The organism is Loktanella sp. R86503 (genome assembly GCF_042466455.1).
Lineage (GTDB): Bacteria > Pseudomonadota > Alphaproteobacteria > Rhodobacterales > Rhodobacteraceae > Loktanella.
The window spans coordinates 1,959,808-1,982,402 of the sequence record NZ_JAXHCI010000002.1 but is presented as its reverse complement, the minus strand read 5'-3'; the positions used below and the strand labels follow the sequence as shown (position 1 = coordinate 1,982,402).

Sequence of the window (22,595 nt, the reverse complement as noted above, 5' to 3'; positions counted from 1 at the left end):
CCTTTGATAAACCTTGAGGGCGCAGGGTCGGCGCGTTGGGTGTCGGGATAGGCAAAGCGGGGGGCAGAAACAAGTGCAAGCGATGCTGCGCGATGCCTTGCTGGCGCAGCGGGGCGGGCTGATCGGCTGGGTGCCGGTCTTTCTAAGTATTGGCATCGGCGGCTACTTCGCCCTGCGCTTTGAGCCGACAATGCTGCTGTGGTGCGCCCTTGCCGCGCTTTCGCTGGCGCTATTGATCGCGGCGCAGGTCGTGACCGTCGCCCTGCGGCCTGTCTGCCTTGGCCTTGCGCTGGTCTGCGCCGGCGCGGGATTGGCGAAGCTGGAAACGATGCGTATGGCGGCCCCGGTGCTGGGGTTTCGCTATTATGGCCCCGTTGAAGGACGGATCGTTGCGATTGACCGGTCCAGTTCCGACGCGGTGCGGCTGACGCTTGATCGTGTGCGACTGGACCGCATGGACGCCGCCCGCACCCCTGACCGGGTGCGCATATCGCTCCATGGCGATCAGCCGATCCGCGATTGGCGGCCCGGACAGGTGCTGATCCTGACAGCCCATCTGTCGCCGCCCGCAGGCCCGGCAGAGCCTGGAGGTTTCGATTTTCGCAGATTCGCCTGGTTCGAAGGGATCGGTGCCGTAGGTTACACCCGCACGCCGGTGCTGCGGCTGTCGGAATCGGCGCAGGGCTGGGCGCTGCGGATATTTGCGGTGCGCATGGCGATTTCCGGTGCCGTGCAGGCCCACCTGCCCGGAGAGGTGGGTGCCTTCGCTGCAGCTGTCATCACAGGGGATCGGTCGGGTATGGGGCAGGGCAGTCTGCTTGCCTTGCGCGCATCCAACCTGGCCCATCTGCTTGCAATTTCCGGTCTGCATATGGGGCTGCTGACCGGCTTCATCTTTATGATCGTGCGCAGCGGCCTGTCATTGTGGCCGGCGCTGGCGTTGCGATTACCGGTTAAAAAGATTGCCGCCGTCTGCGCCTTGATCGCGGGGGCAGGGTATCTGCTGCTATCTGGCGGAAACGTTGCGACAGAGCGGGCCTATATCATGGTTGCGGTCATGTTGATCGCCGTGCTTCTGGACCGCCGTGCCCTGACATTGCGGGGGGTGGCGCTTGCGGCGACCCTCGTCTTGGTTTTGCACCCCGAGGCGCTGACCGGACCGGGGTTCCAGATGTCGTTTGCCGCAACGACTGCCCTTGTCGTCGTATTTCGGCTTTTGCGCGGCGTCCACATGGGCCCGCGCTGGTTCAGGCCGGCGGCGTCGGTGATCATTTCCTCTGCCGTTGCGGGGGCGGCGACCGCGCCATTTGCGGCGGCGCATTTCAATCAGATTTCGCACTACGGGCTGGTAGCCAACCTTGTCAGCGTGCCCCTGATGGGCGTGCTTGTCATGCCTGCCGCCGTGCTGGCGGCCTGTCTGGCACCGTTCGGCCTTGCGGGGGCGGGGCTATGGCTGATGGGGTTTGGCCTGCGCTGGATCCTGTTTGTCGCGGCGACGGTTGCGGGATGGGACGGCGCTTTAAGCCATGTGAAGTCGCCCGGTCCTTGGGTGCTGACCTGCCTGACGCTGGGACTGATGTGGCTGATCCTGTGGCAAGGGCGGGCCAGATTTGCAGGCAGCATCGGTATCCTGGCTGCCGCCGTGCTGTGGGTGCAGACCCCGCGACCGGCGATATTGATCGCAGACAGTGGCGGCATCATTGGTGTTATGGGGCCGGAGGGGCGGTCGCTATCCTCGGCCACCGGTGACAGCTTTGTTACTGGAATTTGGCTAGAAAACGATGGCAGCCCTGTGGCGCAGGATGTCGCGGCCAGCCGCCCGGGGCTGACGGCTGTATCGCGGGGCGCGGGTGTGCGGCTGGGCCAGCACCAGGTTATGCTGGTACGGGGCAAAACTGCACTGGCGCAGATGCAAGGATGCGGCAGCGCGGATATCCTTATCAGCAATCAGACCATGGCCGGACCCCGCCCCTGTCTGCTGCTGGACGTCGCGACACTGCGCAAGACAGGGGCTATCGCCATAGATCAGGATGATGCAGGCCGCCTGATCGTTACAACAGCAAGTCAAATTACGGGGCGCAGGCCATGGAATGACAGCGCCCCTGTCGTTATCGCACCGCTGGATAAGCCATGACGGCCTAGTAGGTGCGGATCAAGCCAACAAGGCGGCCTTGGACCTTGACCTGATCGTCCCGGTAAATCCGCGTTTCGTAAGCGGGATTCGCGGCTTCGAGCGAAATAGAGGATCCGTTGCGGCGAAAGGTTTTCAGCGTCGCTTCCTGATCTTCGACCAAAGCGACCACGATGTCGCCATTGCTGGCCGTGGTGGTTTCGCGGATCACGACGACATCCCCGTCATTAATCCCCGCCTCGATCATCGAATCGCCGCGCACTTCCAGCGCATAATGTTCGCCCCGCCCCAGCATCGACTGCGGCACCGCGACAGAGTGAGATATTTCCGAAATAGCGGCAATCGGCACACCGGCCGCAATGCGGCCCATCACGTTCAATTCGACCGCTGCAATGGTGGTCACAGGCTGCGCCGCGGCGGGCAAACTGTCGGGCCGATCGCCGTCGATTACCTGCGGGCTGAAACCGCCGCGGGCCTGTTTGTCAGCCATGGCGTCCGGCAGCTTTACAATTTCCAGCGCACGGGCGCGGTGGGCAAGGCGGCGGATGAAACCGCGTTCTTCTAGGGCAGTAATCAGGCGGTGAATGCCGGACTTCGACTTCAGATCAAGCGCTTCTTTCATCTCGTCAAAACTGGGCGGGACGCCATCGCGCTGCACACGGGTATGGATGAAATTCAGAAGGTCGAGCTGTTTCTTGGTCAGCATGTCAGGCCTAACAATCAGGGATCGCGGAAAGTCGCGTCACCTTATGTTCTGCACATGTTCCCCTTTTGTGTCAAGCCTTAGATTGCAATCACCTCTAGCTTGTCGCCGGGCAGGCGGGGGCCGTCGCCGGGCGCACGGATGGCCAGCGCATTGGCCTGTGACAGCACCGACAGCAAGGCCGAATCCTGCCGTTCGAACACCGTTACCTGACCTGCATCCAGACGGGCCCGCATGTAGTGTTCGCGCGGACCATTGGCGGCCAAAGCATTTGTCAGCGCGGCAATAGTGCGCGGCGCGGCTGCCGCGGGCAGGCCCAGCATGACGCGCAGCACCGGCAGGATGAAGATGTGCCCGCAAACCATTGCAGACACGGGATTTCCCGGCAATCCGATCATGGCGGAATCGCCGATGCGTCCCGCCATCAGCGGCTTGCCCGGGCGCATTGCGACCTTGTAAAACGCCCGGTCCATGCCCTGTGCACTGGCAGCGGCGCCCACCAGATCATGATCGCCGACGGATGCCCCGCCGATAGTGACGATCAGGTCGGCACCGCGCGCCAGTTCGAACGCCAGCGCAAGGCTTTCATGGGTATCGCGGGCAATGGGAAGCATCCGCGTGATCGCGCCATGTTGGCTTACCAAGGCCGCAAGGCCATAGCTGTTAGATGCGATAATCTGGTCGGGGCCGGGGGTCTCTCCGGGTTGGACCAACTCGTCGCCGGTCGCGATAATGGCCACCACAGGTTTGCGCGTGACTGGAACGGCGGCAATGTTCATCGACCCCATCAGCGCAACGTCGTTCGGGCCGATCAGGCGCGGCGCGTCCAGCATACGCCCTGCGGGAAAATCGTTGCCGGCGGGACGCACGTAGGAGTTCGTATCAAGGTTGTCCTTCAGCGTGATCACATCACCGCTGCGGTCCACATCCTCTTGAATAATCACGCGGTCGGTGCCGGCAGGCAGGGGCGCGCCGGTGAAAATACGCACGGCCTGGCCTGCACCCACAACGCCGTCAAATCGGTGCCCGGCTGCAGATTCGCCAATTACATGGAACGTGGCACTCGGCGCGGCCTGCGCGGCGGCCACGGCATAGCCATCCATCGCAGAGGCGGCAAAGGGCGGCTGACTGCGCTGCGCGGTGACGCTGCGGGCCAGGACGCGGCCATGGGCCTGATGCAGCGGCACATCCTCGACCTGCAAAGGCGAGACGAGCGCAAAAAGCGCATCCAGCGCCTGCGCGACGCTGATCATGGGGCGGTAAAGCGGCCGGATTTGCCGCCGTCTTTCAGCGTGACACGCACACCGCCGATGACCATATCCTTTTGTACGGCTTTCACCATGTCATGCACGGTCAGGGCGGCGACGGAAACGGCTGTCAAGGCCTCCATCTCGACTCCGGTCTGGCCTGTCGTCTTGACCGTTGCGCTGATGCGCACGCCGGGCAGGTCCGGATCGCAGGTCAGATCAAGCGACACCTTGGTGATCGGCAGCGGGTGGCACAGCGGGATCAGATCGGCGCAGCGTTTCGCGCCCATGATACCCGCCAGACGGGCGGTGCCCAGCACATCGCCCTTGGCAGCGCGGCCTTCCATGACCAGCGCCAGCGTGTCCGCCGTCATGGTGATATGCCCTTCGGCCACGGCGATGCGGGATGTGACGGGCTTGTTCGACACGTCGACCATATGGGCGCGGCCCTGGTCGTCGAAGTGGGACAGGCTGTTATCGGCGGCCATTAAAAACCACCGGGATTGACCGGGCTGGACAGCAAGGTGCGTGTTGCAGCGGTCACGTCCTCCTGACGCATTAGGCTTTCGCCAATCAGGAAACAGCGCGCGCCATAACGGGCCAGATCGCCCAAATCGTCAGGACCGGTCAGGCCGCTTTCCGACACGATGGTTTTGCCGACCGGCACATGCTTGGACAGGCTGCGCGTGACATCAAGGCTGGTTTCAAAACTGCGCAGATCGCGGTTGTTGATGCCAAGCAGGGCTGCATCTAGCTGCGCTGCGCGGTCAAGCTCTTCGCGGTCGTGGACTTCAACCAGAACATCCATGTTCCAGGCGGCGGCGGCCTCTTCCAATTCTTTTGCCTGCGCGTTGGACACGCTTGCCATGATAATCAGGATGGCATCCGCGCCCCAGGCGCGGGCCTGTGCGACCTGATAGGGGTCGTACATAAAATCCTTGCGCAGCACGGGCAGCTCGCACGCCTCGCGGGCCGCGATCAAGTATTCGGGTGCCCCTTGAAAGGACGGCGCGTCGGTCAGCACGGACAGACAGGCCGCGCCGCCGTCGGCATAGGCTGCGGCAATGGCGGCAGGGTCAAAGTCGGCGCGGATCAAACCCTTGGACGGGCTGGCTTTTTTCACCTCTGCGATCAAGCCATAGCCGTCGCGGGCTGCGGCTTGCAGCGCCTTGGTAAAGCCGCGCACGGGGCTGGCATCGCGAGCCTGCGCCTCAATCGCCTCTTGCGGGATCGCCTCCTTGGCGGCGGCGATCTCCTCTAGTTTATAAGCTTTGATCTTGTCGAGGATGGTGTCGGTCATTTTATGCCTGCCCAGTCGATTGGTGCTTGTCCTCGCTGTGTAAGCCACGCGTTGACGGTTGAAAATGGCCGCGCGCCGAAAAAGCCGCGGCGGGCCGACAGGGGGGACGGGTGTGCGGTTTGGATCACAAGGTCAGCAGGCCGGTCCGGCGCAAATCCGTGGGCATGTGCGCCCCAAAGCAGATAGGCGCGGGGTGCGTCGCCAAGGCGGGCGATGACCTGCCGCGTCAGGCGGTCCCAGCCAAGGCGGGCATGACCGCCTGCCTTACCCTGCGGCACGCTAAGCGCAGTGTTCAGCAAAAGCACGCCTTGATCCGCCCAGTCGGACAGGTCCGTCCGTTCGCGTGATACATTCAGATCGGCCTGCAACTCTTTGAGAATATTGCCAAGACTATCAAGCCGCCCGCCAAAATCCTGTGGGATCGAAAACGCAAGGCCGTCTGCCTTGCCCGGCGTGTGATAAGGGTCCTGGCCCAGGATCACGACCTTTGTCGCATCCGGCTGGGTCCGTTCCAGCGCGGCGAACATTGCGCCGGGAGGCGGCAGGATGGGCCGGGGGTCGGCGGCAAGCGCGGCGGCGATTTGCGCGCCCTCATCCTGCCAGAACGGCAGGTCGGCCCAGCCGCCAAGGCGGGACAGATCAAAGCCGGTCACGTGGCCGATGTGATACGGGCGACGGCGTCCACGGCGGCCTTAGCCTTGCCACTGTCGATGCTTTCGGCCGCCATGGCTGCGCCGTCTTTCAGCGTTGCGGCCTTGCCAGCGACATGCAGGGCTGCGGCGGCGTTCAGCAAGGTCGCATCGCGATAGGCGCTCGCCTCGCCGGCCAGCAAGGCGCGAAAGGCAGCTGCGTTATCCTCTGGCGTGCCGCCGACGATGGCAGCAAAATCGTGGACAGGCAGGCCGGCGTCTTCTGGATGGACCTCGTGTTCGGTCACGGCACCTTCTTTCAGCGCGGCGACCCAGCTGATGCCGGAAATCGCCAGCTCGTCCGTGCCGTCCGATCCGTGAACCAGCCATGCCGCGTCAGAGCCGAGGTTCAGCAGCACCTCTGCCATTGGGCGGATCAGGTCGCGGCGATAGGTGCCGGTTAGCTGGCGTTTGACGCCTGCAGGATTTGTCAGCGGTCCCAGGATGTTAAAGATCGTCCTTGCACCAAGTTCCGCGCGCACCGGACCGACGTGGGCCATAGCGGGATGGAACATCGGGGCCATCATGAAACCGATCCCGGCCTCTGTGATGCAGCGTTCGACCACATCCGCGCCGGTCATGACATTGACGCCCATGGCGGTCTGCACATCGGCAGTGCCGGATTTGGACGACAGGTTCCGGTTGCCATGTTTGGCAACGGGCTGCCCCGCACCCGCGACAACATAGGCGGTCGCGGTCGAGATATTCAGCGTATGCTTGCCATCGCCGCCGGTGCCGACGATGTCCATCGCATCAATCGGTGCACGCACGGCCACGCATTTGGCCCGCATCACAGCGGCGGCGGCGGCGTATTCATCCACTGTCTCACCGCGGGTGCGCAGGGCCATCAGAAAGCCGCCAATTTGGGCAGGGGTGGCATCACCGGCAAAAAGGATGGCAAAGGCTTCCTCTGCCTGCGGGCGGGACAGCGGCCCGTCAGCGGCGGCGTTGATCAGCGGCTTAAGGGCGTCGCTCATGCCGGGACCGCTGCGATATCAAGGAAGTTTTGCAGCATCTGGTGGCCATGTTCGGACCGGATGCTTTCAGGGTGGAACTGCACACCCTGAATCGGCAGCGTGCGGTGCTGCAGACCCATGATGGTGCCGTCGGTCAGTTCTGCCGTGATTTCCAAGTCAGCCGGTAGGGTGGCGCGGTCCACGACAAGGCTGTGATAACGCGTTGCCAGAAACGGGTCCGGCAGGCCGCGGAACACGCCTTGATTGGTGTGGTGCATTTCGCCCATCTTGCCGTGCACAATTTCATGGCAGCGCACGATATTGCCGCCAAAGGCCTCTCCGATCGTTTGGTGACCAAGGCAGACACCCAAAAGCGGCGTGCGGGTTTCGGCGGCCGCATGGGTCAGGGCCAGACAGATGCCAGCCTGCGCGGGTGCTTTGGGGCCGGGAGACAGCACGATGGCCGTAGGTTTCAGTGCCATCGCGGCCTGCACGTCGATTGCATCATTGCGGTGCACGACGACATCTGCGCCCAGATCGCCCAAGAAATGCACCAGATTATAGGTGAAACTGTCGTAGTTATCGATAAGCAGGATCATGCGGGGGCCGGTCTTGGGTGAATTAGGGGCTACCGAAGCCCGGACGGGTCACGGTATAGTTGCCCTCGATATGGGGCAGGACGCAGGCAGGCGTCAAGGCCGCTGGCCGAATCCGGCAGGGGTGCGGCCGCGAAACGGGCAGACAAGACAGGCAAGGGCAGTGAACTTATGGCATTTTTGAAAGGCGCCTTTTGGGGTGTAATCGTTGGCGGGGCTGGCGTGGCCGGCTTGTCGGTCATGATGCCGCAGCCTGCGGGCGTAACGCCGCCGCAGGCCCCCTTGGTCGCGCTGGATGATGCGCCGCAGTTGGCGCCGGCAAACACGGACCTGCCACAGATGGCGGCTGATGATACGCCGGCGGCAGCAGCGCCGGTGGATGCCATGACGCCGCCGGATGCCGCGCCCGATGCGCCCGCAGCCCAAAACGATACGCCTGATGCGCCGCTGGCCGCCGCCGCGCCTGATGCACCGGCGGTGCCCGATCTGCCGCAAACTGCCTCTGGTGCAGAGCTTGCGGGCGACGCACCTGTGTTACCCAATCCGCAAAGCCTGCCCCCGCAACTGCCCGACGCAGAGGCCGATGTGACTGTTGACGCCGCCGCCAGCACGCCGGTCGTCGTTGATGCGCCCGATGCTGACGCACCGCTGGTGGTCATCGAAGAGCCTGCCGCACCCGAAAGCGGAACAGAGCCTGCTGCGCCAGTTGGCGATGATGCGGTGCCGGATCGCGATGCGCCAGATGCAGAAACGCCTGTTGTCACCTTGGCGGACCCCCAGAAAAGCGTGCAGGACGCAGATGCCCCGCAGACGGCTGAAAGCAGCACGGAACCGCTGCAAATCGATACGCCGCCGGCGCCCCAGCCCGCCCCGGAATCGGGCAGCGCGCCAGAGTCCGAAACTGCAGCCACCACTGATCCCGCCGCGCCATCCGATCTGCCCGCGGTCGTGGCGATCATCGATACCCCATCGACCGGACTGCCCGGCGGGGGCGGCAATGTCGTCGTGCGCCGCCCTGGACTGGACGCGGCCGCGCCCGAACCCGAAGCCGCACAGCCCGCGCCAGAGCCTGAGGATGCCGCGCAGATGCCGGCCCTGATCCGCTATGGCGCGTTTTTCGACAACGCAGCAGAACTGCCGCTGATGTCTGTCGTCCTGATTGACGAAGGTATCATGGCGGATGGTGCCCGTGCGCTGGCGGATGTGCCGTTTCCGATCACGGTGTTGTTTGACCCTGCTGTCGCTGGCGCATCCGAACGAATGCAAGCCTACGCCGACGCCGGTATCGAAATCGGCGCTCTGGTGTCCTTGCCCGAAGGCGGCACCGGCAATGACGCGGCTGTCGCGCTCGAAGGTACCTTTGACGCGCTGCCGCGCGCCGTTGCGCTGGTTGGGACGCAGGATCATCCGGTCCCGTCGCAAGGCGACATTGCGGGCCGGATCATGGATGCGCTGTCACAGGACGGGCGCGGGCTATTGATCCCGGATGGCGGGCTCAATTCCACCCTGCGCGCGGCAGAGGCGGCGGATGTGCGCGCCGCCACAATCTATCGCGATTTAGACAGCAACGGGCAGGACGCGCGGGTCATTCGCCGCTTTATTGATCAGGCGGCATTTCGGGCGCGGCAGCAGCCCGGCGTCGTGCTGATGGGGCGGATCCGGCCAGAGACGATTTCTGCCTTGATCCTGTGGGGCACGGCGAACCGGGCAGGGCAGGTGTCGCTTGCGCCTTTGTCTGCGACGCTGCTGGCGCAATAGGATGAACCGGATGGCCCAGCCCCCCCGCACCGCGATGACCTTTTCACCCCCCGTGATGGAAGCGCGGCGCTGGCTGGACGGGGTGACCCATCCGGCGGACCGGCCCTTGATCAATGTCTCTCAGGCGGCACCGGTTGATGCACCGCCGCAGGCGATGCTGGATGCTATGGCGCAGATCATCCTGACAGATCCGGCGGCGCATATTTACGGTCCCGTTTTGGGCCTGCCTGACCTGCGGGCAGAGGTCGCGGCACGGTGGTCGCGCGACTATGCCGGCACCGTGACGCCGGCGCAGGTGGCCATCACCTCTGGCTGCAATCAGGCCTTTGCTGCAACGATTGCAACGCTGTGCGCCGAAGGCGACGAGGTGATCCTGCCCGTGCCCTATTATTTTAACCATGCGATGTGGCTGGATATGTCGGGCGCGGTCACGGTGCCGCTGCAAACCGGCGCGGGGCTGATCCCGGACGCTGGCGATGCCGCAGCCCTGATCACCGACCGCACCCGCGCCATCGTGCTTGTCAGTCCCAACAATCCCGGCGGTGTGGAATATCCCACAGCGACGCTGTCCGCGTTCCGCGATCTATGCCGCAGCAAGGGCATCGCGCTGATCGTGGACGAGACTTATCGCGATTTCGATGCCCGCAGCGGGGCGGCGCATGATCTGTTTACCGATCCCGATTGGGATGACACGCTGATCCAGCTTTACAGCTTTTCCAAAGCCTACCGCCTGACCGGCCACCGCGTCGGCGCGATCACGGCGTCGCGGGCGCGGCTGGCAGAGGTGGAAAAATTCCTTGATAGCGTCGCCATTTGCCCCAACCAGCTTGGCCAGCGCGCCGCGCTGTGGGGGATGCGCAATCTGGATCAATGGCTGGCAGCCGAGCGGCAGGAAATCCTGGACCGCCGCGCGGCAATCACCGACTTTTTCCCGCAACTGGCCCAAAACGGCTGGGAGTTGTTGGGCTGCGGTGCCTATTTTTCCTATCTGCGGCATCCGTTCGACATCAGATCTGACGATCTGGCGCAGCGGCTGGTGGCGGGGGCGGGCATCCTTTGCCTGCCGGGCACCATGTTCCGCACCGCACATGATCCGGCCGGTGCCCGCGAACTGCGCATTGCCTTTGCCAATATCGACCGGGCCGGTGTCGCGGAATTGTTCGCCCGGCTGGCGGCTTACACACCCTGACGCCCCGCGCGGCCCTTGCACGCCGGCGGGCAGCCACTTATGCAGTCGCGACGATTAACGTGACGTATCACGCGAGGGGGCATGCACCATGGCTACGAAAAAGCGCACACCGATTGCTGTCTGGATCATCATGATCCTGATCATGGGCGGCCTTCTGGGCTTTGGCACCGGTGGTTTTACATCGACCATCAGCCGCCTAGGAACTGCTGGCGACAAGGAAATCACGGTCGCGTCCTATCAGTCGGCGCTGAACGAGCAGCTCCGCAGCCTCGAGGCGCAGGTCGGGTCCCGCGTGACATTCCAGCAGGCGCAGTCCATCGGGCTTGACCGGTCGGTGCTGGCGCAGATCATCACGCAGCGCACGCTGGATAACGAAGCTGCCGAACTGGGCGTATCTGTCGGCGATTCCCGTGTGCGCGACGAGGTGCTGTCGAACCCGTCGTTCCAGTCGCTGTCAGGCAGCTTTGATCGCACGCTTTATGGCAACGCCCTGCGCAATGTCGGTCTGTCAGAGGCTGACTATGAAACCAGCATCCGCGACGAGCTGGCGCGTACATTGCTGCAAGGCGCGGTCGTCGGCGGCATCCCCGCTGCGCTGGTCTATGCCGAAACCGTCACTGCCTTTCTGGGCGAGACACGCGATATCGAAACGGCACCGATCACCGCCGCCATGCTGACAACACCGGTCCCCGGCCCGACAGAGCCCGACCTGCAGACGTTCTATGACGAAAACCCCGATATGTTCACAGCGCCTGAAGCGCGCCAGATTACCTATGCCATGCTGACGCCCGCTATGCTGGCCGACAAGGTCGAGATTGACGACGCGCAGGTGCAGGACCTGTACGAACAGCGCATTGATACCTTTCGCCAGCCGGAACGCCGTCTGGTGGAACGGCTGATTTTCAACACCGCCGAAGAGGCAGAAGCCGCCTTGGCCCGCCTGAGCGCGGAAGAGCTGGATTTCGACGCGCTGGTTGCAGAGCGCGGTTTGTCGCTGGGTGATGTGGACCTTGGCGATGTCGCGATCGAAGATCTGGGCACCGCAGGCGAGGCAGTCTTTGCCGCCGATACCGGAGAGGTTGTCGGCCCGCAGGATACGAACCTCGGCCCGGCGCTGTTCCGCGTGAATGCGGTTCTGGCCGCAGAAGAAACAAGTTTTGACGAAGCTGCGCCGGACCTACGCGCCGAACTGGCGACCGATCAGGCCCGCCGCGTCATCCAGTCGGACGGCGAGACGATCAATGACCTGATTGCGGGCGGTGCCACGCTGGAAGATCTGGCCGAACGCACTGAACTGGAACTGCAGACCATTGCCTTCACCGAAGGCAGCACCGAAGGCCCTGCCGCCTATGAGGCGTTCCGCGCAGCCGCCACAGCCGCAACCGAAGGCGCATACCCTGAACTGATCGATCTGGACGACGGCGGCATCTTTGCCCTGCGACTGGATTCGGTCACGCCCCCGGCCGTACAGCCGCTGGAAGACGTCCGCGCACGGCTGGAAGACGCATGGCGCGCCGCTGCGGAAAAGACCGCGCTGCTGGAACAGGCGCAGCAGATTGCCAGCGACGTGACCTCGGACACGGATCTTGCCACGCTGGGGTTGACACCGACGGCCAGCGCCAATTTGACTCGCGGCAGCTTTGTTGCTGATACACCCGAAGGTTTCATGCGCACCGTGTTCGAAATGGCACCGGGCGAAACCCGCGCCGTGGCGACCGAAGCTGGGGCGATCATCGTCCGCCTTAACACCGTGACACCGGCCGATCTGGCGTCAGAGCGTCTGACGGCGCAGGCCGATGACATCAGCAACCAGGCCTCTGCCGGGATTGCGCAGGATGTGTTTGACGCCTTTGCCGAAGCCGTGCGCGCACGGACCGATGTGACGATTGACCAGACCGCCGTGAATGCGGTGAACGCGCAGCTGCAATAAGCTGGCACCAGACCGACCTTAGCAAGGACCACCCTGATATGGCGCTTTTGCCCGAATTCGACAGTTTTGCACGCGGCTTTGACAAGGGCGAAAATCAGGTGGTCTGGACACGGCTGGCTGCTGATCTGGACACACCGGTGTCCTTAATGCTGAAGCTGGGCGAGGCGGGGCTCAATACCTTCATGCTGGAAAGCGTGACAGGGGGCGAGGTGCGCGGGCGCTATTCGATCATCGGCATGAACCCCGACCTGATCTGGGAATGCCGCGGCACGACCAGCCGCACGAACCGCAACGCACGCTACGATTCGGACGCCTTTGAGACGGATCAGCACGATCCGTTGGCGGCGTTGCGCGGGCTGATTGCGGAAAGCCGGATTGACCTGCCCGCGGGGCTGCCAGCTGCCAGCGCAGGGCTGTTCGGGTATCTGGGCTATGACATGATCCGGCTGGTGGAACGCCTGCCCAACGTGAACCCCGACCCCCTGGGCCTGCCGGATGCCATGATGTTGCGCCCGTCCGTTGTCGCGGTGCTCGACGGCGTCAAAGGTGACGTGATCCTTGTCGCGCCAGCCTGGGCTGGCGGCGGCCTAAGTGCGCGGGCAGCCTATGCCCAGGCGGCAGAACGGGTGCGCGATGCGGAACGGGCGCTGGAACGGTCTGTGCCGTCGACGCATACGCTGTCCGATCCATCGCCCATCGCGGCCCCTGTGTCGAATTTCAGCCATGACGGCTACCTCGCGGCGGTCGAGACGGCAAAGGAATATATCCGCGCTGGCGATATCTTTCAGGTGGTCCCCAGCCAGCGCTGGACGCAGGATTTTCCCGAGCCGCCTTTTGCCTTGTATCGCAGCCTGCGGCGCACAAATCCGTCGCCATTCATGTTCTTTTTCAACTTCGGCGGCTTTCAGGTAATCGGTGCCTCGCCCGAGATTCTGGTGCGGGTGTTTGGCAGTGAAGTCACTATTCGTCCCATCGCCGGCACGCGGCCGCGGGGGGCAACGCCGCAGGAAGATGCTGCGCTTGAAGCTGATCTGCTGGCGGACCAGAAAGAGCTGGCCGAGCATCTGATGCTGCTGGATCTGGGGCGCAACGATACGGGCAAAGTGTCGAAAATCGGCACCGTGCGCCCAACGGAACAGTTCATTGTCGAGCGCTATTCCCATGTAATGCACATCGTGTCGAACGTGGTGGGTGAATTGCGCGACGATCAGGACGCACTGTCCGCCTTTTTTGCAGGGATGCCTGCAGGTACCGTATCAGGCGCGCCCAAGGTGCGCGCGATGGAAATCATCGACGAGCTGGAGCCGGAAAAGCGCGGCGTCTATGGTGGCGGCTGCGGATATTTTTCCGCCAATGGCGACATGGACATGTGCATTGCCCTGCGTACGGCAGTCGTGAAGGATGAAAAGCTGTATATTCAGGCGGGCGGCGGCGTTGTCTATGACAGCGACCCGGAAGCGGAATATCAGGAAACGGTTCACAAATCCAACGCGATCCGCAAGGCGGCCGCGGATGCGGCGATGTTTGCGGGCAAAGGCAACCGCTGAACCCGGCGGCGGGGGCAGGACGCCCTTTGGGTGCATTTGGCTGCGCCAAATCACCGGGGCGGGAGTTTATTTAGCCAGATGAATGACAGCCGCGGCGCGCGGTATCGGCCGTTTGGCTGAAAGGCGCGCGCCGGGGCTGCAGTTTTCGCCGGTCAGTCCTTGCCGCGGTATGGTTCCACGTATTGCAGGGCCATGTCCCACGGAAAGAAGATCCAGGTATCCTGGCTGACTTCGGTGATGAAGGTATCGACCTGCGGGCGACCCTTTGGTTTGGCATAGACCGTGGCGAAATGGGCGTTGGGATAAAGGCCGCGCACGACTTCGAGGGTGCGGCCGGAATCGACCAGATCGTCGATGATCAGTATGCCGGTGCCGTCGCCCATGATATCCGCGTCGGGGGATTTCAGGACTTTGGTTTCCGATTGTTTCTGGTGGTCATAGGATTTGATGCTGATCGTATCCACAGTGCGGATGTCGAGTTCGCGCGCCACGATCATCGCCGGGGCCATGCCGCCGCGTGTGATGGCAACGACAGCGCGCCATGCGCCGTTGTCCGGACCATGCCCATCAAGGCGCCAGGCCAGCGCGCGGCTGTCGCGGTGCAATTGGTCCCAGCTGATGTGAAAGCCTTTTTCGTGGGGCAGGCGGCTGGGGTCCTTAATCGGGGCGTTGGTGATGGTGGCGTCGATTGGGGGCATGGCAGGGCCTTTCGTTTATGTAAGTGCGATTTTGAGGCCCAGAAGGGCGAGAAGGGTGCCGAAGCCCCGGTCGATCCATGCCTTTGCGCGGGCATAGGCGGCGCGGGGACGCGGCAGGGAAAAGAGGCGGGCGACGATCAGGTACCACAGCGTTTCGTTCAGTAGGACTGCAAGCAGGATTGCGGCCTTCCATCCCAGCGGCGTGGCGGCGGGGACAAGGTTCACGAAAACCGCGCCGAAAAAAATCGCAGGTTTGGGATTGCTGGCGAACGTCAGGAACCCGAAGCGCACAGCAGCAAGGGCAGAGCGGGGCGGGGCATCTGCCTGCGGCGCAGGCATCGGTGCTGCCGCGTGGCGCCACATTTGCACGGCCAGATAGATCAAAAAGGCCGCGCCGACAAATTTGAGCGCAAGAAAAAGCGCAGGCAGCACGGAAAAGACCAGCGCAAGCCCGGCCATGGCGGCGCCAGCCCAAAGCACTGCGCCAAGGCCAAAGCCAAGGGCCAATGCGGCGGCGACCCGGAACCCTTCGGCCGCAGCGACGCGCAGGGCCACCACAAAGGATGGACCGGGCGAAATGGCGGCGGCCAGGTGAATCAGGACGATCGACGCAAAGGCGGCGAAGGTCATTCCTTGGTCACGTCCGGGGCGTCGACCGCCTTCATGCCGACAACATGGTAGCCTGCGTCAACGTGCAGCACCTCGCCCGTGACGGCAGAGCCAAGGTCGGACAGCAGATAGAGCGCGGATTTTCCGACCTCTTCTTGTGTGACAGTGCGGCGCAGGGGGGCGTTGTATTCGTTCCATTTCATGATCAGGCGGAAGTCGCCGATGCCGGAGGCAGCCAGCGTTTTGATCGTGCCGGCGGAAATCGCGTTGACGCGGATGCCGTCCTTGCCAAGGTCTTCGGCCATGTAGCGCACCGACGCCTCTAGCGCGGCTTTGGCGACACCCATGACGTTGTAATGGGGCATGACCTTTTCAGCGCCGTAATAGGTCAGTGTCAGGGCAGAGCCGCCGTCGGTCATCATCTCGGCCGCGCGTTTGGTGACGGCAGTGAAGGAAAACACCGAAATATCCATAGAAGTCAGGAAGTTCTGGCGTGATGTATCCACGTAACGGCCGCGCAGTTCGTTCTTGTCGGAGAAGCCGATGGCGTGGACGATGAAATCCATCGTGCCCCATTCCGCCTTAAGACTGTCGAACAGTGCGTCGATCGACGCCTCGTCACCGACATCGCAAGGCAGCACCAGGTTCGATCCGACAGAAGCGGCCAGAGGATCGACACGCTTTTTCAAAGCATCGCCTTGATAGGAAAACGCCAGTTCTGCGCCTGCATCGGCCAATGCCTTGGCAATGCCCCAGGCGATGGACTTGTCGTTGGCGAGGCCCATGATGAGACCGCGCTTTCCTGCCATTAGTTGCGACGTCATGGTGGTTTGCCCCCGGCTTGCGATATGTTGATATGGGGTTTAGGCGATGCTGACACCCGCATCAAGCGCCGCTGCGCGGACACGGACTTGTGAGCACAGCGATCTTAACCTAGAATAAGTGTCATAGAGGCATACCATATGACTGATAGAACAGGAATTTTCGCGGGCGATGACCCGTTCGCCCTGGCGCGGACGTGGCTGGAGGAGGCGCGTGCGGTCGAAATCAACGACCCTGACGCGGTGGCTCTGGCGACCGTGGACCCCGAAGGGTTGCCGAATGTGCGCGTGGTGCTGATGCGTCATATCGAAGACAACGGCTTTGTATTCTTTACCAATTACGACAGTGCCAAGGGTCGAGAGATGGCCGCAAGCGGCACGGCGGCGTTTGTCATGCACTGGAAGTCACTGCGGCGGCAAATTCGTGTGCGCGGCCGCATTGTGCGAGAAGACGGCCCGATTGCCGACGCTTATTATGCAGCCCGTCCGTTGGACAGCCGGCTGGGGGCTTGGGCCTCTGCACAGTCGAACCCGCTGCAAAATCGTCAGGTTTTGATGGACAAGCTGGAACAGATGCGTAGCGTTCATAAGGGCGAGCCAAAGCGACCTACGTTCTGGGGCGGGATCCGCATCATCCCGCAAGAGATCGAATTCTGGGCTGACGGGGCCAACCGTTTGCATGACCGGTTTCGCTGGACGCGCCCGGCCAGCGGCGCGGCGATGGACTGGACGGTCAAGCGCCTGTCACCCTGATGGTGGCCGGGGTGTCCCGGTCAAAACCCCTCTGATCCGTCGGGGGACAACAAAGAGTATGACGGCATGGAAAGCGAAAACTCAGCGGTCACTGTGACCGGCAAGGTAAAGTGGTTCGATCCTGGCAAAGGGTTCGGCTTTGTGTTGCGTGACGGCGGCGGTGATGACGTTCTGCTTCATGCCAACGTGCTGCGCAACTTTGGCCAGGGATCTGTCGTGGAAGGCGCGACCATCGAAATGGTTGTCGTGACCACGCCGCGCGGCTGTCAGGCCGACCGCATTTTGTCGATCACGCCGCCCGATCATGCAGCCCTTGTGCCCTTGGCTGATATGGAAGCGGTCACCGCCGAAGACATCGCCCGCTGCCCGCTGGAACCCGCGCGCATCAAATGGTTCGACAAGGCCAAAGGCTTTGGTTTCGCAAACGTGTTTGGCAGCCCGGACGATATTTTCGTACATGTCGAGGTGTTGCGGCGCAGCGGTCTGTCCGACCTTGCGACCGGAGAAGCGATCGCGATGCGGGTCATGCCCGGCAAACGCGGGCGCATGGCAATCGAGGTGGTGACGTGGGACGCAGGACTAAATCTATAAGCTGTTATATGGCCGTCGTGCTGGCGGCTGGCTTGACTGCCGGTGCGGCTACTGCCCAATGCGCCCCGGGCACTGTCACCCTGCGGGGTGATTTCGGACAGGCGCGATTCGCGGTCGATGTCGCAGACGATCCGGCGGAACGTGCGCAGGGGTTGATGCATGTCGAACAGATGCCCACGATGAAGGGAATGCTGTTTGTTTATGACGCGCCGCAAACCGCCAGCTTCTGGATGCGCAACACGCTGATTCCCCTTGATATGATTTTTGCCCGTGCGGATGGCACGGTGCAGAATGTCCACGCCAATGCCGTGCCACTGGACGAAACGCCAATCCTTGGCGGTGATGACATTCAATATGTGCTTGAAATCAACGGCGGCCTTGCGGCGCGCCTTGGTATTGCGCCGGGCGCGGTGCTGCAGCACCCGTCGATTGATCCAAATGCAGCTTTACCCTGCGGATCGTAATTTAGTGCTTTTCAATGGTCCGCGCTGCTACTATGAGGGGCGCAGGTTCGGGGCGTAGCGCAGCCTGGTAGCGCATCTGTTTTGGGAACAGAGGGTCGTAGGTTCGAATCCTATCGCCCCGACCACCTTCACCACATTGTTGGAATAACGAATTACCCCGCCTGGGGCCAAGTCGCTGTGTCGCTTATGTTTTAAGCGGCGTGCGAATGGTGTGCGGTGCAGCTTGGCGGCGCAGTGACCTGCGCGCAACAGGCTGCGATTCGCGCAAATCGCGGCGCAGCTGACGGCCATTTCGTCAGCTTTGTCCGATAACCCCGCGCGGTATCAAAGGTTTTTCCGTTTGGTCCTGTGGATGGGTCTGTGGACACATGCGGCCACCGCCGCCGCGGCAAGATCTGGCCCGAATGGTCAACCGAAAAATCCCAATAATTTGTGAATAAAGCCGTTGACCCCCTTGGTCCGCATACGTCAGTTTGTGCGGGCCGAGCCAATTACCACTATATGTGGTGGCGAAGGGGTTTACACATCGCATGGGGCCAAGCGCAGGGTATTTGAACGCGCGAGGCCATGCCCGCCCTTTCACGGCACGCTAGGCAGTCCCCGCAGGGCGGGGCGGCAGGGACATTCAGCGCCGCAAAGACGGTGACCGGAAGGGATAGACATGAAGATTGATCGCACGTTTACGCGCAAGGGCGATGACGCCTATGCCGACATCGCATTCCGCAGCGCCACATCAGAGATTCGCAATCCTGACGGGACGGTCGTTTTCAAACTGGAAAACTGCGATATTCCGGCAGCATGGAGCCAGGTCGCGTCCGATGTGATTGCGCAGAAATACTTTCGCAAGGCGGGCGTTCCCTCTGCCGTAGTGCGGATCAAGGAAAAGGGCGTGCCATCATTTCTATGGCGGTCGGAACCGGCCGAAGGCGCGACATTCGGCGGAGAGACGAGCGCCAAGCAGGTATTTGACCGTCTGGCAGGGGCCTGGACCTATTGGGGTTGGAAGGGCGGCTATTTCACCAAAGAAGCCGACGCGCGGGCCTATTTCGACGAAATGCGCCACATGCTGGCCACCCAGCGTGCCGCACCGAACAGTCCGCAGTGGTTCAACACCGGCCTGCACTGGGCCTATGGAATCGATGGCCCCGCGCAGGGCCATTATTACGTCGATTATCAGACGCAAAAGCTGACGAAATCCGCCAGCAGCTATGAATATCCGCAGCCACATGCCTGCTTTATCCAGTCTGTTGGTGACGATCTGGTTAACGAAGGTGGCATCATGGACCTGTGGGTCCGCGAGGCACGGCTTTTCAAATACGGCTCTGGCACGGGCACCAACTTTTCTTCCTTGCGCGGCGAGGGAGAGGCGCTGTCGGGTGGCGGTAAATCCTCTGGTCTGATGGGATTCCTGAAGATCGGTGACCGTGCCGCGGGTGCGATCAAGTCAGGCGGCACCACGCGCCGTGCGGCCAAGATGGTCATCGTCGACGCCGACCACCCCGACATCGAGCAATTCATCAACTGGAAGGTCATCGAAGAGCAGAAGGTCGCCAGCATCGTCGCCGGATCGAAGATGCATGAACGCTATCTGAACGCCATTTTCGCGGCCATCAAGGCCTGGGACGGCAGCGCCGATGACGCCTATGATCCCAAGGCGAACGTCGGCCTTGCCACGGCAGTCAAGGATGCGAAACGGTCCGCCATTCCAGAGACTTACATCAAACGTGTGCTAGATTACGCCAAGCAGGGTCACACCGGGATCGAATTTCCGACCTATGACACAGATTGGGATTCCGAAGCCTATTCCAGCGTGTCCGGTCAAAACTCCAACAATTCCATCCGCGTGACGGATGCCTTCCTGAAGGCAGTCGAGGCTGACGCTGACTGGAAGCTGATCAACCGCCGCAACGGCGAGGTTGCCAAGATTATCAAGGCCCGCGATTTGTGGGATCAGGTCGGCCATGCCGCATGGGCCTGCGCCGATCCGGGGATCCAATATCACGACACGGTCAACGCCTGGCATACTTGCCCCGAAGACGGTGCCATTCGCGGATCGAACCCCTGTTCGGAATACATGTTCCTTGACGATACCGCCTGCAATCTGGCCTCTCTCAACCTGCTGACCTTTTACAAAGACGGCCAGTTTCAGGCAGAGGATTACATCCACGCCTGCCGTTTGTGGACCATAACGCTGGAAATCAGCGTGATGATGGCGCAGTTCCCGTCCAAGGAAATCGCGCAGCGTTCCTATGACTTCCGCACGCTGGGACTGGGCTATGCCAATATCGGCGGTCTGTTGATGAACATGGGCCTTGGCTATGACAGCCGCGAAGGCCGTGCGATGGGCGCTGCGCTGACGGCGATTCTGTCGGGCGTCGCCTATGCGACCTCGGCCGAGATGGCAGGCGAGCTGGGTGCCTTTCCGGGTTATGCGCGCAATGCGGACCACATGCTGCGCGTCATCCGCAACCACCGCAATGCCGCGCAGGGTAAATCGGACGGTTACGAGGCGTTGGACATCAAGCCTGTGCCGCTGGATCAGGCCGGATGCCCCGACCAGCGTCTGATCGCCATGGCGACCGGCGCTTGGGACGAGGCGCTGCAGCTGGGCGAACAGCACGGGTTTCGCAACGCGCAAGTGTCCGTCATTGCACCCACCGGCACCATCGGTTTGGTCATGGACTGCGATACCACGGGGATCGAGCCGGACTTTGCACTGGTCAAATTCAAGAAACTTGCCGGCGGCGGCTATTTTAAGATTATCAATCAGTCCGTTCCTGCCGCGCTGACAAAGCTGGGCTATGGCTCTGCCCAGATTGAAGAGATCATCGCCTATGCCGTGGGGCACGGCAGCATGGGGCAGGCCCCGGCGATTAACCATACCTCATTGATTGGTCACGGTTTTGGCAAAACCGAAATCGACAAGATCGAAGGCGCGCTGAAGGCCGCGTTCGACATTCGCTTTGTGTTCAACCAGTGGACCTTGGGCGAGGATTTCTGCGCGAAAACACTGGGTATTCCCGCGGAAAAGCTGAATGATCCATCGTTCGATCTGCTGCGCCACCTTGGGTATTCCAAGGCAGAGATCGATGCCGCCAACGCCCATGTTTGCGGGACCATGACGTTGGAAGGCGCGCCGTTCCTGAAGCCAGAGCATTACAACATCTTTGACTGCGCGAACCCCTGCGGAAAAATTGGCAAGCGTTATCTGTCGGTTGACAGCCATATCCACATGATGGCCGCGGCGCAGTCCTTTATTTCCGGCGCGATTTCCAAAACGATCAACATGCCCAACGATGCAACGATCGAAGACTGCCAGAAAGCTTACGAGCTGTCATGGTCGCTGGGGATCAAGGCCAACGCGCTGTACCGCGACGGATCAAAGCTGTCGCAGCCTTTGGCGTCGGCCCTGGTCGAGGATGACGACGAGGCGGCAGAGATCCTGACCACCGGATCGAACCACGAAAAGGCAGCGGTGCTGGCCGAAAAGATTGTAGAAAAGATCGTCATTAAGGAAATCGCAAAGTCTTCGCGCGATAAACTGCCAGAGCGGCGCAAGGGCTATACGCAAAAGGCCATTGTCGGCGGTCACAAGGTTTATCTGCGCACGGGGGAATATCAGGACGGCAAGCTGGGCGAAATCTTTATCGACATGCATAAAGAGGGCGCAGGCTTCCGCGCCATGATGAACAATTTTGCCATCGCGGTTTCCGTCGGCCTGCAATACGGCGTCCCGCTGGAAGAGTTTGTCGACGCCTTTACCTTTACCAAGTTCGAGCCTGCCGGCGGTGTGCAGGGTAACGACAGCATTAAGAACGCGACCTCTATTCTGGATTATATCTTCCGCGAACTGGCGGTCAGCTATCTGGATCGCACCGATCTGGCGCATGTAAAGCCCGAAGGCGCAGCCTTTGATGATATCGGCCGCGGCGTTGAAGAGGGGGTGACAAATGTCGCAACTCCGTCAGAAGCAGCCGCCAGCCGTTCGCTGGAAGTTTTGCGGCAGATCAGTTCGACTGGATATCTGCGCAAGCGGATGCCGCAGGATCTGGTGGTGTTGCAGGGCGGTATGTCCGGACTGACCGTCACCTCTGACGCGGGGCAGGGTGCGGCCACGGTGTCTGTCAGTCAGTCATCGACTGCTATCGCGACGGGGACGATGACGACCAGCGGCAGCCTGACCCTGCGCGACAAGGCAAAGATGCAAGGCTATGAAGGTGACCCTTGCGGCGAATGTCAGAACTACACCTTGGTTCGCAACGGGACCTGCATGAAATGCAACACGTGCGGCGGAACAAGCGGCTGTAGCTGACCCGCTGTTCAGGGCGGGCCACCCCGGGCGGGGTGCTGCCCTTTGACAGGTACGAACTGCAACGAGTAACCCCGGCATGCTTTGGCGTGTCGGGTTTTTTTCCGTTTTCAACGAGCGGTTTTTCAATCCGCAGTCGGAACGCGGTAGCGGCCCGTCTGCTCCGGCTGTCATGAAGCGGCACTGCGTCACGCAGATTTTGCCCATCTGGCGCGGCACCGCGAGGCGTGGAATTTCGCGGACAGCGCATGCGCATTAGGGCCTTCGTAATCTTTGCCGTGCAGGATCGCAGGCACGGCATCTG

The 22,595-nt window shown here is 62.1% G+C and carries 19 protein-coding genes and 1 tRNA gene; 10 read left to right on the top strand and 10 right to left on the bottom strand.

The genetic code is table 11. From position 1 onward, the window contains the following. Positions 1 to 82 precede the first annotated feature (82 nt). On the top strand, positions 83 to 2,134 hold the full coding sequence (locus SJY10_RS10765) for a ComEC/Rec2 family competence protein (RefSeq protein WP_386682421.1): 2,052 nt from the start codon (positions 83 to 85) through the stop codon (positions 2,132 to 2,134). Positions 2,135 to 2,138: 4 nt separating this feature from the next. Here the strand turns inward: SJY10_RS10765 and lexA are convergent, their stop codons facing one another. From lexA to SJY10_RS10730, 7 genes are all read right to left on the bottom strand, one after another. After that, on the bottom strand, positions 2,139 to 2,837 hold the full coding sequence (gene lexA / locus SJY10_RS10760; protein WP_386682419.1) for a transcriptional repressor LexA: 699 nt from the start codon (positions 2,835 to 2,837) through the stop codon (positions 2,139 to 2,141). 77 nt (positions 2,838 to 2,914) lie between these two features. Next, on the bottom strand, positions 2,915 to 4,087 hold the full coding sequence (gene glp, locus SJY10_RS10755) for a gephyrin-like molybdotransferase Glp (RefSeq protein ID WP_386682417.1): 1,173 nt from the start codon (positions 4,085 to 4,087) through the stop codon (positions 2,915 to 2,917). Then, a complete protein-coding gene (moaC, locus tag SJY10_RS10750; RefSeq protein ID WP_386682415.1) occupies positions 4,084 to 4,569 on the bottom strand; it encodes a cyclic pyranopterin monophosphate synthase MoaC in 486 nt (161 codons plus the stop codon). The genes glp and moaC overlap by 4 nt, the downstream gene beginning before the upstream one ends. Then, positions 4,569 to 5,381 carry an indole-3-glycerol phosphate synthase TrpC gene (gene trpC, locus SJY10_RS10745; RefSeq protein ID WP_386682413.1) on the bottom strand — a complete coding sequence of 271 codons (813 nt, stop codon included), beginning with the start codon at positions 5,379 to 5,381 and terminating at the stop codon, positions 4,569 to 4,571. The genes moaC and trpC overlap by 1 nt, the downstream gene beginning before the upstream one ends. Then, positions 5,378 to 6,034, bottom strand: a complete 657-nt coding sequence (locus tag SJY10_RS10740) for a uracil-DNA glycosylase (RefSeq protein ID WP_386682411.1) — start codon at positions 6,032 to 6,034, stop codon at positions 5,378 to 5,380. Before SJY10_RS10740 ends, trpC begins: the two co-directional genes overlap by 4 nt. Next, the gene (gene trpD, locus SJY10_RS10735) at positions 6,031 to 7,047 is read right to left on the bottom strand and encodes an anthranilate phosphoribosyltransferase (protein ID WP_386682409.1); all 1,017 of its coding nucleotides are present in this window, start codon (positions 7,045 to 7,047) and stop codon (positions 6,031 to 6,033) included. The genes SJY10_RS10740 and trpD overlap by 4 nt, the downstream gene beginning before the upstream one ends. Then, entirely contained in the window at positions 7,044 to 7,625 is a 582-nt protein-coding gene (locus tag SJY10_RS10730; protein ID WP_386682407.1) for an anthranilate synthase component II, read from the bottom strand. The genes trpD and SJY10_RS10730 overlap by 4 nt, the downstream gene beginning before the upstream one ends. Before the next feature lie 168 nt (positions 7,626 to 7,793). Here SJY10_RS10730 and SJY10_RS10725 point away from each other — a divergent pair, with 168 nt between their 5' ends. The 4 genes from SJY10_RS10725 (at position 7,794) to trpE (ending at position 14,046) form a co-directional block, all read left to right on the top strand. Further along, entirely contained in the window at positions 7,794 to 9,380 is a 1,587-nt protein-coding gene (locus SJY10_RS10725) for a divergent polysaccharide deacetylase family protein (RefSeq protein WP_386682405.1), read from the top strand. 10 nt (positions 9,381 to 9,390) lie between these two features. Beyond that, positions 9,391 to 10,569, top strand: a complete 1,179-nt coding sequence (locus SJY10_RS10720) for an aminotransferase (protein ID WP_386682403.1) — start codon at positions 9,391 to 9,393, stop codon at positions 10,567 to 10,569. Between the two features lie 88 nt (positions 10,570 to 10,657). Next, complete coding sequence (locus SJY10_RS10715; protein ID WP_386682401.1) at positions 10,658 to 12,499, top strand: peptidyl-prolyl cis-trans isomerase; 1,842 nt, start codon at positions 10,658 to 10,660, stop codon at positions 12,497 to 12,499. 38 nt (positions 12,500 to 12,537) lie between these two features. Further along, positions 12,538 to 14,046: an anthranilate synthase component I gene (gene trpE / locus SJY10_RS10710; RefSeq protein WP_386682399.1), complete on the top strand. Its 1,509-nt coding sequence runs from the start codon at positions 12,538 to 12,540 to the stop codon at positions 14,044 to 14,046. 152 nt (positions 14,047 to 14,198) lie between these two features. Here the strand turns inward: trpE and gpt are convergent, their stop codons facing one another. The 3 genes from gpt to fabI are packed head-to-tail and all read right to left on the bottom strand — an operon-like array spanning position 14,199 to position 16,177. Further along, a complete protein-coding gene (gene gpt, locus SJY10_RS10705) occupies positions 14,199 to 14,744 on the bottom strand; it encodes a xanthine phosphoribosyltransferase (RefSeq protein WP_386682397.1) in 546 nt (181 codons plus the stop codon). 15 nt (positions 14,745 to 14,759) lie between these two features. After that, positions 14,760 to 15,374, bottom strand: coding sequence for a LysE family translocator (locus tag SJY10_RS10700; protein WP_386682395.1), 615 nt, complete (start codon positions 15,372 to 15,374; stop codon positions 14,760 to 14,762). Next, a complete protein-coding gene (fabI, locus tag SJY10_RS10695) occupies positions 15,371 to 16,177 on the bottom strand; it encodes an enoyl-ACP reductase FabI (protein ID WP_386682393.1) in 807 nt (268 codons plus the stop codon). The genes SJY10_RS10700 and fabI overlap by 4 nt, the downstream gene beginning before the upstream one ends. Positions 16,178 to 16,315: 138 nt before the next feature. On the opposite strand from fabI, the gene pdxH reads away from it, so the two are divergent. The 5 genes from pdxH to SJY10_RS10670 all read left to right on the top strand — a co-directional run bounded on the left by pdxH (position 16,316) and on the right by SJY10_RS10670 (position 22,294). Next, positions 16,316 to 16,927, top strand: a complete 612-nt coding sequence (pdxH, locus tag SJY10_RS10690) for a pyridoxamine 5'-phosphate oxidase (protein WP_386682391.1) — start codon at positions 16,316 to 16,318, stop codon at positions 16,925 to 16,927. Between the two features lie 66 nt (positions 16,928 to 16,993). Beyond that, positions 16,994 to 17,518 (top strand): cold shock domain-containing protein, encoded by a 525-nt coding sequence (locus SJY10_RS10685; protein ID WP_386682389.1) that lies wholly within the window; start codon positions 16,994 to 16,996, stop codon positions 17,516 to 17,518. 8 nt (positions 17,519 to 17,526) lie between these two features. Then, entirely contained in the window at positions 17,527 to 17,982 is a 456-nt protein-coding gene (locus tag SJY10_RS10680) for a DUF192 domain-containing protein (RefSeq protein WP_386682387.1), read from the top strand. Positions 17,983 to 18,030: 48 nt separating this feature from the next. After that, positions 18,031 to 18,107: transfer RNA gene (locus SJY10_RS10675), tRNA-Pro, on the top strand. A gap of 536 nt (positions 18,108 to 18,643) precedes the next feature. Beyond that, entirely contained in the window at positions 18,644 to 22,294 is a 3,651-nt protein-coding gene (locus SJY10_RS10670) for a vitamin B12-dependent ribonucleotide reductase (RefSeq protein ID WP_386682385.1), read from the top strand. Positions 22,295 to 22,595 lie beyond the last annotated feature (301 nt).

Coding starts and splice junctions, on each gene's coding strand:
- SJY10_RS10720 (WP_386682403.1), top strand. CDS start 9,391: ATGGCCCAGCCCCCCCGCACCGCGATGACCTTTTCACCCCCCGTGATG.
- SJY10_RS10685 (WP_386682389.1), top strand. CDS start 16,994: ATGGAAAGCGAAAACTCAGCGGTCACTGTGACCGGCAAGGTAAAGTGG.
- fabI (WP_386682393.1), bottom strand. CDS start 16,177: ATGACGTCGCAACTAATGGCAGGAAAGCGCGGTCTCATCATGGGCCTC.
- SJY10_RS10700 (WP_386682395.1), bottom strand. CDS start 15,374: ATGACCTTCGCCGCCTTTGCGTCGATCGTCCTGATTCACCTGGCCGCC.
- trpD (WP_386682409.1), bottom strand. CDS start 7,047: ATGAGCGACGCCCTTAAGCCGCTGATCAACGCCGCCGCTGACGGGCCG.
- glp (WP_386682417.1), bottom strand. CDS start 4,087: ATGATCAGCGTCGCGCAGGCGCTGGATGCGCTTTTTGCGCTCGTCTCG.
- SJY10_RS10765 (WP_386682421.1), top strand. CDS start 83: ATGCTGCGCGATGCCTTGCTGGCGCAGCGGGGCGGGCTGATCGGCTGG.
- SJY10_RS10715 (WP_386682401.1), top strand. CDS start 10,658: ATGGCTACGAAAAAGCGCACACCGATTGCTGTCTGGATCATCATGATC.
- trpC (WP_386682413.1), bottom strand. CDS start 5,381: ATGACCGACACCATCCTCGACAAGATCAAAGCTTATAAACTAGAGGAG.
- pdxH (WP_386682391.1), top strand. CDS start 16,316: ATGACTGATAGAACAGGAATTTTCGCGGGCGATGACCCGTTCGCCCTG.
- SJY10_RS10725 (WP_386682405.1), top strand. CDS start 7,794: ATGGCATTTTTGAAAGGCGCCTTTTGGGGTGTAATCGTTGGCGGGGCT.
- SJY10_RS10730 (WP_386682407.1), bottom strand. CDS start 7,625: ATGATCCTGCTTATCGATAACTACGACAGTTTCACCTATAATCTGGTG.
- SJY10_RS10680 (WP_386682387.1), top strand. CDS start 17,527: ATGGCCGTCGTGCTGGCGGCTGGCTTGACTGCCGGTGCGGCTACTGCC.
- lexA (WP_386682419.1), bottom strand. CDS start 2,837: ATGCTGACCAAGAAACAGCTCGACCTTCTGAATTTCATCCATACCCGT.
- trpE (WP_386682399.1), top strand. CDS start 12,538: ATGGCGCTTTTGCCCGAATTCGACAGTTTTGCACGCGGCTTTGACAAG.
- SJY10_RS10670 (WP_386682385.1), top strand. CDS start 18,644: ATGAAGATTGATCGCACGTTTACGCGCAAGGGCGATGACGCCTATGCC.
- gpt (WP_386682397.1), bottom strand. CDS start 14,744: ATGCCCCCAATCGACGCCACCATCACCAACGCCCCGATTAAGGACCCC.
- moaC (WP_386682415.1), bottom strand. CDS start 4,569: ATGGCCGCCGATAACAGCCTGTCCCACTTCGACGACCAGGGCCGCGCC.